The 12,757-nt window shown below is 55.1% G+C and carries 8 protein-coding genes and 2 tRNA genes; 4 read left to right on the top strand and 6 right to left on the bottom strand.

From position 1 onward, the window contains the following. Window positions 1-13: 13 nt before the first annotated feature. The 6 genes from abc-f to mptB (VJ369_RS02670) form a co-directional block, all read right to left on the bottom strand. The gene (abc-f, locus tag VJ369_RS02695; RefSeq protein ID WP_324090601.1) at window positions 14-1,615 is read right to left on the bottom strand and encodes a ribosomal protection-like ABC-F family protein; all 1,602 of its coding nucleotides are present in this window, start codon (window positions 1,613-1,615) and stop codon (window positions 14-16) included. 164 nt (window positions 1,616-1,779) lie between these two features. Continuing rightward, window positions 1,780-2,877, bottom strand: coding sequence for a (p)ppGpp synthetase (locus tag VJ369_RS02690; protein WP_324090600.1), 1,098 nt, complete (start codon window positions 2,875-2,877; stop codon window positions 1,780-1,782). 58 nt (window positions 2,878-2,935) lie between these two features. Continuing rightward, window positions 2,936-3,709 (bottom strand): DUF2637 domain-containing protein, encoded by a 774-nt coding sequence (locus VJ369_RS02685; RefSeq protein WP_324090599.1) that lies wholly within the window; start codon window positions 3,707-3,709, stop codon window positions 2,936-2,938. Between the two features lie 131 nt (window positions 3,710-3,840). Beyond that, on the bottom strand, window positions 3,841-4,932 hold the full coding sequence (locus VJ369_RS02680; protein ID WP_324090598.1) for a VanZ family protein: 1,092 nt from the start codon (window positions 4,930-4,932) through the stop codon (window positions 3,841-3,843). Window positions 4,933-5,016: 84 nt separating this feature from the next. Further along, window positions 5,017-6,513, bottom strand: coding sequence for a polyprenol phosphomannose-dependent alpha 1,6 mannosyltransferase MptB (gene mptB, locus VJ369_RS02675; RefSeq protein WP_324090597.1), 1,497 nt, complete (start codon window positions 6,511-6,513; stop codon window positions 5,017-5,019). Next, complete coding sequence (mptB, locus tag VJ369_RS02670; RefSeq protein WP_324090596.1) at window positions 6,510-8,033, bottom strand: polyprenol phosphomannose-dependent alpha 1,6 mannosyltransferase MptB; 1,524 nt, start codon at window positions 8,031-8,033, stop codon at window positions 6,510-6,512. The genes mptB (VJ369_RS02675) and mptB (VJ369_RS02670) overlap by 4 nt, the downstream gene beginning before the upstream one ends. A 211-nt stretch (window positions 8,034-8,244) precedes the next feature. Between mptB (VJ369_RS02670) and orn the strand changes: the two genes are divergently transcribed. From orn to VJ369_RS02650, 4 genes are all read left to right on the top strand, one after another. Further along, window positions 8,245-8,859, top strand: coding sequence for an oligoribonuclease (gene orn, locus VJ369_RS02665; protein WP_324090595.1), 615 nt, complete (start codon window positions 8,245-8,247; stop codon window positions 8,857-8,859). A gap of 158 nt (window positions 8,860-9,017) precedes the next feature. Next, window positions 9,018-9,093: transfer RNA gene (locus VJ369_RS02660), tRNA-His, on the top strand. A gap of 181 nt (window positions 9,094-9,274) precedes the next feature. Beyond that, window positions 9,275-9,350: transfer RNA gene (locus VJ369_RS02655), tRNA-His, on the top strand. Between the two features lie 266 nt (window positions 9,351-9,616). Then, window positions 9,617-12,292 carry a helix-turn-helix transcriptional regulator gene (locus VJ369_RS02650; RefSeq protein WP_324090594.1) on the top strand — a complete coding sequence of 892 codons (2,676 nt, stop codon included), beginning with the start codon at window positions 9,617-9,619 and terminating at the stop codon, window positions 12,290-12,292. The last annotated feature ends 465 nt before the right edge of the window (window positions 12,293-12,757 follow it).

Raw genomic sequence — 12,757 nt, 5'->3', positions numbered from 1 at the left:
TGCTGTACTGGCTTTAAGTCAGTGAGACCAATTCCAGGTAGCCCTCGTTGAACAGGTCCTCGTCGCCGTCAGGCAGGATGACCACACGCTCTGGTTTCAGCGCCATCACGGCACCCTCATCGTGGCTGACCATCACCACGGCGCCTGGGAAGCTGGACAGTGCACCAAGTACCTCGGCACGCGAGGCTGGGTCAAGGTTGTTAGTAGGCTCATCGAGCAGCAGCACGTTAGCGCTGGAGGCCACGATGGTGGCCAAAGCCAGACGGGTCTTCTCACCACCGGAGAGTACTCCTGCTGGTTTCGAGACGTCGTCGCCGACAAACATGAAGGAACCAAGAATCGAACGCACATCGGCATCGCCGAGGTGGTCCGGCGCGTTGCGGCGCATATTTTCAAGCACCGTCGCATCTGGATCCAGGGTGTCGTGCTCCTGGGCGAAGTAACCGATCTTCAAACCGTGTCCCGGAATGATCGTTCCGGTATCTGGTTCCGAGACGCCGGCAAGCATGCGCAGCAAGGTGGTCTTACCCGCGCCGTTAAGGCCCAGGATGACTACCTTCGATCCCCGGTCGATAGCCAGCGATACATCGGTAAAGATTTCCAGGGAACCGTAGGCCTTCGATAGGCCCTCGGCCATCATTGGGGTCTTGCCGCAAGGGGCTGGATCCGGGAAGCGCAGAGCTGCCACGCGGTCGTTCGCGCGTACTTCTTCCAGGCCCGAAAGCATGCGGTCAACACGCTTGAGCATCGATTGCGCGGCGGAAGCACCGGAGGCACGCGCCTTCATCTTGTTGGCCTGAGCCATCAAGACCGAAGCCTTCTTCTCAATGTTGCCGCGCTCGCGCTTACGAGCACGCTCATCGGTTTCGCGCTGAGTCTGGTAACGCTTCCAGTTCATGTTGTACACATCAACCGTGGCGCGGTTGGCATCAAGGAAGAGCACCTTGTTCACGGTGGCATCCAGCAGGCCGGTGTCGTGGCTGATCATCAGCACGCCGCCGGCGTAGTTCTTGATGAAGTCACGCAACCAGGTAATGGAATCGGCGTCCAAGTGGTTAGTTGGCTCATCGAGCAGCAACGTTTCGGCATCCGAGTAAAGAATGCGGGCAAGCTCCACACGGCGGCGCTGGCCACCGGATAGGGTGCGCAATGGCTGCTCAAGAATACGTTCTGGCAAATCCAGGTTAGAACAGATGGCCGCGGCCTCGGATTCGGCGGAGTAGCCGCCGGCAGCCATAAACTCGGCTTCCAGACGGTCATAACGGCCCATGGCCTTCTTCGCTACGGACGCATCATCGCTAGCCATCTCATCGCGGGCCTTAGCCAGCTTATTGAGTACCACGTCGAGGCCACGGGCGGCGAGGATGCGATCCTTCGCCAGCTGCTCCATGTCCTCGGTCTTCGGATCCTGCGGCAGGTAGCCAATGGAACCCTTCAGCGAGACGTTACCGCTAGCAGGCTGGGATTCTCCGGCCAAGACCTTGGTCATGGTGGTCTTACCGGCACCGTTTCGACCCACCAGTCCGATCTTGTCGCCCTTGTCGATGCGGAAATTTACTTCGTCCATCAGCAAGCGGGCGCCGACGCGTAGCTCAAGGTTGGCTACGGAAATCATATGGTGTGGCCCTTTCAAAACGGGGTAAGGAAAAACTATTCGCCCATATAAAGGGCAACTTGTCTATCCTACCGGTCGTATAGGCGGGATCAGGCTTACTGTGTGCGAACCAACATCTTAAAGCCCACTGCCCGGCACCCAGTATCGGGTGCCGGGCAGTTGCGCTAGCGGCGCTGTGTGGAGCGGAAGTCTTTCATTTGAATCAGTCTTCGACGAAGCGAAGCCTCGCGTTTTAGATCCGAACCACTGGTCTTATCGATATGGGCTTTGCCAAAACGCCAAAGCAGCACGTCGTCAAGCAGCCTGTCTGGCCCCGGAGAATACCGGTGATCCAATGCGGCGCGGACCTCGGTGACTACATTTGCATCCAGAAGTTCGGCCAGCTGCCAGGTCTGATCGATGCCGTGGGAACCGAGCAATTCGGCGGCCCAGGACCAGTCATCGTCGCGCTTGCGGTCCACGTGGGGAAGCAGAGTCTGCCAGATTTCGCCGATTTTTTCGCCGGTCAGCTTCTCGGTGCCTAGACCTTCGCGGTCGTGATAACCATTCATCCGATGGTAGAGATCATCAATATCGGTGAAGTAGTTTTCCACGGTTTCGAGCATGGCCGCGGTGGCGGTGAAATGCCTGTCGATCTGCGGGTTCCAGGCGGCTTCTCCCGGATGCTTAAAGCGGATGTCATGTTCCATCTCGCTCCATGCATGCTGAAGCACCGTGCGGATCTGCACCTCAAAGACGAAGTTGCCACTGGGTACTACCGGTTTGCCCAAAGCTGTTTGGAACTTTGACACGCTCGGTTCATTGCGGGTCTTGAGCAGCAGGTGCCGTGAGGAGTAACCATAGGTTCCGGATTCCACCGAACCAATATCTTTCTCGCGGTCACTGCGGCAGTCAAAGTCCTCGCGGTGCGCCTTGATGAGCGTGGCTACCTGCTGGATTTCATGGGGAAGCATCACGATGATGCGCAAACCCACCATGTCGTGGATTTCCCGCAGCGGGTTAGGGAACTCCAAGACCGGGTGTGAATCCGGAGTTTCCTGCAACTGCCGCGAAGCCTTGGCCCGGAAGGACTCGGCGGTTTTTACCCGTCCGGTCACGAACAAGGGTTGGACTTCACTATCAATAAATAACGAGCGAATTTTTGATTTCATCGCCCGCAGCACCTCATCGAGTTCCTGGCCCACGGTTTCAAAACGAGACACCGCCTCGTCGATTTGTTCGCTGAACTGTTCCGGTTCGGTGCTGCTGGTCAATGGATCCATGGTGGTGCCTCCTAATGTGATGAAATGCCGTGGGTGATCGATGCGGTGTGTGCCCTTGCTATGGGCGGGTCAGGCGCTTAGCCATATCCTCATACAACGGAGCCTTGTCTTCGCCAGCCTGCTTGGCAGCGGTAGCCGGTTTAGCGGCTGCCGGAGCCGCAGCTGGAGCCTGCTTCAGCGGGGTGACCTTTTCCGAGCGCGACTGGGCAATAGCCTCGGCCCGCGCCCGGGCGATAGCGTCCTGGTGTTCTTGTTCCAGCTGAGCCACACGCTCGGCTTCCGCCTGCTGTGCATCAGAAAGGGCGGAGTTGTAACCGTCGTCGTAGGCGACGCCGTACTTCTCCGCGTTGATCTGCTCTTCGTCATAGTCGAAGGCGGCTCGAAGCTTCGCAGCTTCAGACTTCTTCTGGTACATGTGCACGGTCAGGTGGGTGATCGCCAGCAACACGATAGGCGGCATGGCCGCAACGAGTGCCGATACCAGTGGCGGCACACCATTAACGATGGAATCCACCGTGAGGATCGCATGGGTGGAGTTTGCAGCGGTCGACACGATCGCGCCGAAGAACAGCAAGGACCACGGGTAGATCATCGCTTTACGGTTGAAGCCGTTGAGCGCCACGATGGCAACGGTGGCCGCCACGATCATGCCGTCAATGATGATTGGCCAGATCCAGGCCAGGTTTGCCTGGATGCCGGAACGTTCAGCCAAGTCGGTCAGCGCCGCGAAGGATAGTACGAATGCACCAATCGCGATCAGGACCGTGGCTCCTACGGCGGTGCCGAGGACGGCGCGGTGCGGTTCGTGCGGAATTTCTTGCTGAGTATCCATACTGCGGGGCAGGCCTAACTTTGGAGAGATGAATCGGAACGTCTTTTAAGCGAATGTGGTTGCCAGTTGTATCGGATACCGGCCACCGGAACTATTTTAGCCCCATCAGCTGACAGCTTGGTGGTGAACGATTAGTGAATTCGCCGATCAATGAATCTGGTGCCGGTGAGCCTACCGGCGATTCCACGGCCGGTCGGATCACCTAAGAGGAAGATTGAGCTCAGTACGAGGTAGCCGAATACCAGCGCGCTGAGCCACGCCCAGGGGCTTGCAGCCCAGATGCTGTCGGCAATTTGGAAGGCGAAGGAGATTCCGCCTAGACCCAGAATGCTGCGCACAAGGCCCTGCCATGCAGGTACTTGCAGTGTGTCTTTTCCAGCAACCCGAATCCAAGCACAGCGTTGCCCTAAACTGGCACGTCCTGGCATGACGGTGGGAAGCAGGAAGACCAGCAATACAGAGATCGTGGGAATCCACCGTTGGGTCAGGTCATAGGACGCTTGCGGGGCTCCAAGTTTTTCGGCGATCTCCAGCACGAAGGTGGTGAGCATAACCAGCCCGAGGACAAAAGCGATATCGAAGCCGTTGGCCATAAAGCGCCGAAGCCTGGTCACCTTGCGTGGCCCAGCCTTTAAGGCACTTTGTTCTCTGGGGCCGGTCAGCCACGCAAAGATTGGCAGGTACGCCACAATGGATCCAAGCAATGCGCCGAAGGTGTTCATCAGAAGATCATCAACATCGGCAACCCGGTAGGCGCAGGTATACAGGCCCCAGATCCCGGTGTACTGAGTCAGCTCGATGGCCAAGCTGGCAGTGAGTCCGATGAGCGTGCCCAGAAAAACGTTCCCGCGTAGCCAGCGGACCGCTAGGATACCGAGCGGCATGAACAAGATCACATTAAAAAGGACCTGCCACAGTGTAAAACTAGTCAAAAAGTGACGCATCCCCAGCTCATAGGAGAGCGCGAAGTCATTGAGGAAGTTCAGCGGTTGCAGCTGCGGAATGGCCACCCCGGGCCGGCAAAATGCGTCACGTGTTTCGGGCAGCGGAAGCATGGTGTAGCTGAAGAGGCCAAAACCGTAGATAACTGCGGCACCGGTGGTTAGCGTGCGGCGCCAGGATAGGCGCCCATGGCGGTGATACTGGATGGCGAGCAGGAAAATACCGGCTGCGCCTAAGAAGAGGACACCGCCAAGCATGGCGATAGTCGCGGGCCAAAACATCGTTTGCATATTTCTATCTAAGCCGAGAAAAATGCGCGCAACCTGTGACGTCTGGTGTGTGCCTAGTTACCGTTGGCTGGATACTTACTGAATGGAAGCTGGCCCAGTGTCTCCACTGAGGACGGTGCGTGTCTTCGGGTCGAAGCGGAAAAGGCCGGCAAATAAACCAACCGCCAGCACCGCCGCAAATACCCGCATCAACCACACGATATGCCATTGTTCAATCGAGAGCTGATCCACGAAGACCACCACAAGGATCAAGCTGGCCAAATAGATCATCAGTTTCTCGGAGGCCCAAGAGACACGGTGCGAGATCGCGAAGAGCGCGATCATCCACAAGATGTACCAGGGCTGGATGATCGGTGCGAGCAGGATCACCGCAGACAGTGCCCAGGCGGCCAGACGCACCGGTCGAGAAATATCTTTAGCCAATGCAAGCCAGGCCACGATGGCCACAGAAACAAGCTGAAAAACGAACACCACGATGGTCTGTGTCAGGCTCGCCGAGCCGCCCAGCACTTCAACCAGCATGCCAAGCAACCAGCCAGTCAAGCCCACCGGAGCGTAGGGGAAGGCCGCATCGCCAGCGGTAAACATGGCCGGTAACCATCCAAACCAGAGGTTAGTCACCGCGCCGATGATAGTTAACCAGATCAGGCAATAGCAGAACACCTTCAGCCAAACTATGCATTTTGCGCGCAAGGACTTATCGCGGCCTAACAAGATCAACCCAATAAATGGCAGCACCAAGAGCACAATCGGTTTCACAGATACCGCGATAGCCAATGCCAGCGTGGCTGCCATTGGCCGGCGGTCATAAGCCAGCGCGAATGCGCTGAACACTCCGGCAATCATCAACGCGTCATTGTGAGCGCCGCCGATCATGGTCAATAAAAACAGTGGATTCCCTACGATGGCCCAGTTAGCCCAGTTTGGATTTTGTCCCATCTTATTTGCCAGTTTGGCGGTGAAATGAAAACAGCCGATAACCCCAAGTAACGCGGTAATGCGCAGGAGCCCTACTCCAATTTCGGGCACCCCATTGGAGACAAAATAAATGATGCGTGAAAGTACCAGGAAGAACGGGCCGTAGGGGGAAGGAGATTGGGCCCAGAGCCCATCCGAGCCACCTTCAAACCAGCCAGGCAGAGCCGAAATACCTTCACGATATGGAGACTTATCGGCATGAAGCATCCGGCCTTGGGCCAGATACGAGTAAACATCACGGCTGAGAATTGGGAAGGAAAACATCAATGGTGCCGACCATTTAATGAACAGCTGCGCCAGCTGTCGTGAACTGATCAGTTGTGCAGTATCAACTAGCGGGCGAGCGAGAATCCATACCCGGGTCAACCACGCCAAACCTGCTGCCATTAGGATGATGCAGCTAATGACTCCCCATGCCTCGGTGCGGAATTCGATAAAAAATCCGCTCCTGGCCAGCGGAGAGAGCTGGCTGCGCGGAAACCAGCCGATACCCCAAGACGCCACGGTGATCATCACCGAAGCGGCAAAGCCTTGCCAACCCAGGGCCTTCAGCGACACTCCACGTCGCATTAGTTTTTGCACCAGCAAACTCACTTGACTTTCTTTTTCAGCCAGTTTGTGGAGCTCAGTAGCTCGGGACAGATTTTTTTGGTCTTGGGATCCAAGAAGACCATGTACAGCGCACAGAGGATCGAGATTCCCCACGAGATGAGCTGCACCCGTGGAACTAGATCTTCTTGAAGGAACTGCCAGACGAAAATTTGATCCGCTGCTTGGTAAGCCAAGAAGAATATCGTGGTGAGGTGTAGCCACAGCATCTGCCAGTCATCGCGCAACCCGGTCGCCGCGAAGAACGGCAACAACCACAGCAGGTACCACGGCTGGATTACCGGAGAAAGCACCACAATTGCCGCATACGCGATACCCATGCGCTGGACTAGATGTGAGTACTTCCCTCGGAACATCAGGACAATGGCAAGCCCCACACCGAGCAATCGGCCACCGGTTTTTATGATCGACAGAACCCAGTCGGTTTCCATGCCAAATGAGCCAAAAATGCCTTGCAACGCGATAGTTAACATTCCCAGCGGCGCAACAACAGAAACTCCGGTACCGGTGTAGTTCAGCAGCACGCTGAGCCAGCCAAACCAGTAGCCGTTCAGCCAGCCTACGAGGGTCATGAGAACCAGGAAGATGGAACCGGAGTAGAACCAATAGAGGAATCGGCGTGGCCACTTGGCTTCCGGTCCGGCCCAGAGCAAACCGATAAACGGCAGCAGTACCAGGGTTATGGGTTTGACGCCGATCGAGGCCGCGAGCACTACAATCGCCCAGAACCCGTGTCGTTTACAAGCCAGATACACGGCCCACACCGATAGACCCGTCATCAGCGCATCGTTATGTGCGCTGGCCACAAAGTTCACCAGGAAGAGCGGGTTCGCCACGGTCATCCACGTTGCCTTGGCTCCGGAAACCGAATGCAGTTCGGCCAGTTTAGGAACATAACGCAGGCACAGTAGGACACCGATGACCGCGATGGCGCGGAAAGCAAGAACAGCCGCGTCGGTAGACCCGCCAACGATGTTGACCACGATGTATTCAATGGTCAAGAACAGCGGACCGTAGGGGGTACCGTCTTGTGCCCACATGGTGTCGGCACCTAGCTGGAACCAGTTATTCAGGCTTGAAATGCCGTCGACATACGGATCTTGTCCGGCATCGACTAAACGGCCCTGCCCGATGTAAGCAAAAACGTCGCGGCTCATGATGGGAAGTGCGATAAGCATTGGAATGCTCCAAAGCATCACCGCGCGCCGCACAATTTTGAGCGAGCCGTCGCCCCAGGTCTTTAGCTTCTGCCCTAGACGCCACCACGCACGGAAAAGCAACCAGCAACCCAATGCCAGCAAGATTACGCAAATGGTAACGCCGGCAGTCTCGGTTCGCACCATGATGAAAAAAGGATCACGATTCAGCGGTGAAACACTGGCCAGCCAACCCGTACCAAAGGATCCGAAGAGGATCATCGAGGAGCCGATTATGCCGCTAAGCAATGTCTTATTAACCCCAGCGTATGGCTGGGGAGCTAGAACTTCTGCCTTACTAGCGGACACCGTGACACCTCGTGCTGGATTGGACAAAAAGTTCGTTTAAAAAGATTGACGTTGCATCCGGTTAGCCAGTAGGAGGCTCATCGTTCAACGTCATGAAATCTCCCATGATTTTAGCATCGCCCGCTATGCCCATACCGGTGTGACACTGAGATGCCTGAAGCTTTCATGCCGTGCGCTGCCCCACAAGCTATCCAGAGGGTAGATTGGTTCCGTGGCTAGTAATTCAGAGAAAATTGTATGGATCGATTGCGAAATGACCGGTTTAGACCTGGTCCATGATGCGTTGATCGAGGTAGCGGTACTGATTACCGATTCGGACTTGAACATCATCGACGAGGGTATCCAGGTGGTTATCAAGCCTAGCGATGCCGCTCTGGCACAGATGGGAGACTTCGTTCGCAATATGCATCAGGTCTCCGGCTTGTTGATGGAGCTGGACGGCGGTATGCAAATGGAGCAGGCCCAGCGTCTGGTCATGGAATACATCCGAAAACATGTCCCGGAGCCGAACAAGGCTCTGCTGGGAGGAAACTCGGTAGGCACCGATAAGAACTTCTTGGCTCGCGACATGCCTGAAATCATTGATCACCTGCACTACCGCATCATTGACGTTTCCACCTTGAAGGAATTAAGCCGGCGCTGGTTCACTAAGGCGCACTACGCTGCTCCCGCCAAGACCGGTAACCACCGCGCGTTGGGTGATATCCAGGACTCAATTGACGAGCTTCGCTACTACCGAGCTGCCATCATGGTGCCCTCCCCCGGACCAACTACCGATCAGAGCCGCAAAATCGCTGCCCAGATCAGCACCAACGACGAAAAGTAAGCACTAGTCAGCCCCCTAAATCGTAGGTGATACACAACACAGCGACTTAGGGGGCTTTCAAGTTGGCACTCACCCCCTCAATATGTGTATAGTATTTCTCGTTGCCAGATACGAAATCAACTCGCAAAAGCCGAATGACTAGTACCGAAGCAAACATGGTGGGTATAGCTCAGTTGGTAGAGCGTCTGGTTGTGGTCCAGAAGGTCGCGGGTTCAAGCCCCGTTACTCACCCCAGACAAACGGTCTGATTTGAAACGTAAGTTTTGAATCAGACCGTTTTTTGTTTCCCTGCGGACTTCGTGACCTCAAAGGTCGCCCGATTATTAGTTTCGCTCCAGATGCATGTATAGTATTTCTCGTTGCTTGAAATCAGTTTGAATGCTCTAGCGTTCCGACTAGTCACAAAGTAATCATGGTGGGTATAGCTCAGTTGGTAGAGCGTCTGGTTGTGGTCCAGAAGGTCGCGGGTTCAAGCCCCGTTACTCACCCCAGACGAACGGTCTGATTCGAAACGTAAGTTCCGGATCAGGCCGTTTTTTGATTTCATAGACATTTTTGCGCACCGATTTGGACTGAGATCGTTTCGCTCCGTCCTTGTGCTGATGTTTACACAAAGCGCAGTTGCGGCGTTGGCCCATATCTGTGCATGAGCTAGGAATAATAAACCAATTACGGGCTTGCTGCATAGTCATTTAGCTACCTGTTTTTGATTTTAAGCTACTTGACCAGACTCACAACCAGGTACAAACTTAGGCTTATGATCGGCACGTCCAGCGAACTCCCCACGGAGTTACCGTCACTTCACAACGCATACCAGCAAGCTCGTGCGACGGTATCGCGTGGCGCTCCCATTTTTATTGTGGGGCAGACCGGTAGTGGACGTACAACTTTTGCACGTCAGATCCTCTCAAAACATCCGGGTAAGATTTACTGGATTACCGCAGCCAAAGCCCTGACGCAGGTGCCCTTTGCCCTGCTAACAACTTTGACAGCACAGTTGCCGACACCAACTGGCGGCTTTGCTCCGGCAGAAATGCTTGCAGGATTAGTGCGTTACACCGAGCAGCAGAGCCTTACCCTGTTTTTAGATCAGGCCCACTATGCCGATGAGCAAAGCGCCGCGATTCTTGGGCAGTTGTCACTGACGCGAAACATTCACCTCGTGGTAACTACCACCGCGATTCATGAACTGCCTCAATCGCTGAGGGATTTACGCACCAGCCCTGATGCTTTTCGTGTCGAACTTCAACGGCTGAGCTTTGCCGACACGGCCACGATTTTGGAAGATGTACTAGGCGGCGCCGTTAACTCGAGCACCGTTGATACGCTGCTGGAATTGTCTGATGGAAATGCGCTACACCTTCGCGAGCTCACCCTGGACGCGCAAAATGCGAAGGTCCTCTCTAAACAGGGGTGCTACTGGACTCTTGATCGGCTTTGGAATCCTCAGGGACCACGCATCTCAGATCTGATTAACTCGCGACTGCGCGAACAGCCTCGATCAATACGCGAAGCCATTGAACTTCTGGCGGTAACCGGCAGACTGAGATACCCCTTTGCACAGCAACTACTCGGCGCCGCACTTCCTCAATTGCTCGATACCCGTCTGGCAAAATTGGTAACACTAACCGAAGATGAAGCAACCGGCGAGCGCGAACTTGCGGTCGTGCTCAGCTCCGGTCTTGCCCCGCACACTGTATTGAGTACTTTGACCGAAACGAAACTTCGGGATTACCTGCAGCGCGCCTCGGATACTATTCCTAGAGAAGTTCTCACTTCTCATGCGCGGGCTTGGTTCACCCGGCACCGGGTGCAGCTGGGGATCAAGATCCCTGCAGCTGAATTGTATGAAGATGTGGTTGGTTCGGCTCAGGCGCGCAAGTTTGCCCAGGTGGTGGCGTTGACCGATTCATTGGATCGGGAGTCATTCACCGATCAGTCAATTTTGGAGCACGTACTGGTGATGCGTGCCGACGCGTTACATGAGCTGGGTAGGCCGAAGGTAGCTTTATCGGTGCTTGAGCCGTTGTTACGTACCGGAAGTCCTGAGCTTCGTGCGGTTGCGGCTAAGATCGCTTTCGCCGGTTTGGGTGATCCCGAGTTGGCGACGCGAATTATTGATTTTGGTCCTCATGATCCGATTGATAGTCAGGCACAGCGGCTACTCCTGTTGTCTCGTGCTGGACGAGTGGTTGATAGCGAGAGGATGCGAGACTATGCCTCCCATAGCGACATCTCGCCCGCGTTACGTTCAGCATGTTTGGCACATGTGCTGATTGAAGATTGTTATGCGGGACGCCCAGTCGATGCATTTGAAGAGTTTGTTAGCTTTGCAACAGACAATTATTGGTCCTCGGCCACACCTGCAACTCAGGCTGAGCTACTTTTTGCTTTGCCGGTATTGGCTTCCAGTTTAGGCGGGGTGAGTGCTGAGCTGGCAGGACTACTGTCGGGACTCGATTTCACAAACTTGGCGATCAACCACGCCAATTACCTGACTGGTCATGGGCTTGAACAACTTGAGCAGGGGCGTGCGTTGGATGCGTTGGAAGCATTTGAACAGGCCTTCGCCCTCACAGCTGCCTCAGACCCCTACTTATCCACTGGGTTCATCGCCTCTTTGGCCGCGAGCGCTGCGGTGCTAGTTGGCGATCGAGAGAAGGCCGGAACCTATTACTTTGTGGGCAAGTCTTCCTCAGAGGTATCTGGCCAAATTATGCGCCCCATTGCGCAACGGAATTTATTGCCTGTCATTTTGGAGTTCGAGGGTACAGAGGCAGCGCAGGATCATCTTCGCCAGTGCTTGGCACAGGCCGATAAATTTAATCGCAAGCTGGTCCGGATGCGCCTGTTGCACGATGCGTGGCGTTTGGGTCTGTCTGTTGGGGTGGACGAGGTCAGTGACGCCGCAGCTATAGTGCAAGGCCCTTTGGCGCAGGCTATTGGACAATATGCTTCGGTGATCCACACACCGGCGCTGGAAGCCGTACAGGCACTGACCGCTGCTCATCTATCGTCGCAACGTTTGCTCTATGCTGCCGAGATTGCGCAGCGAGCCTCGGGCGCTGCCCGCGAGCTAGGTCAGCGTACATTGGCGTCCCGATTGTTATCGCTCTCTACGGAATTGGCAGAGCCGCTTGAACAAGTAAATACCTTTGCCTTAGGTCGCGGACGTATTGTTCGGTCCTTACTCACCGAACGTGAGTACGCTACCTGTGTTCTTGCTGCGCGGGGGGCGAGCAGTCATGAAATTGCTGACGAACTTTTCCTTTCCCGCCGTACCGTGGAAGGTCATTTGCAGCGTTCATATACAAAGTTAGGTATCGTCGATCGTCGTCAGCTGCTTCCAAGCACTAACGGGGAGCTCCATGTGGTTGAACCTCCTAACGCCCAGTTGACGTCACTACCTGTATCCAGGCAAAGAACTACCTAGTCATCTTTTTCACGGCGACTTTCGCGCTTTGCCGTCCTAGGATGGGAAGCGGGGAATCGAAGTTTGTATAGTGAATCTTGGGGGATTCAGAATTCGATTTATTGGGATTAGGCTTTTTAGACACTCGCAACTGTCTGAGCGGCTACGAAGCTCACCAAAAGGCTAACGTCATGGGGACGTTAGCCTTTCCCATTTAAAACATCCATTAGAACGTTTGTTCTAATGTTTATCTTGCGTCAATCACACCTGGCAACCACAATGAACGCCCACCTGACGGTGAAGTGCATCTCAGTGCAGGTCTTCAATCGAGTTCCACATCGCCTGAATGTCAGACGCGGTCTGCGCGATCAAGGCCCAGGAACTGCGATTTAGACTAGTAAACACGCAGAATTGCCCACGCATCTTCCCTCAGCAACACGAGCGTGCGTGTGGACGGGCTCTAAACAACGCCGGTACCCGCAGTGG

The sequence above is a fragment of the Glutamicibacter sp. genome, assembly GCF_035257265.1.
Classification (GTDB): domain Bacteria; phylum Actinomycetota; class Actinomycetes; order Actinomycetales; family Micrococcaceae; genus Glutamicibacter.
The sequence above is the reverse complement of the archived record's forward strand: the minus strand, read 5'-3'. Positions and strand labels throughout refer to the sequence as shown.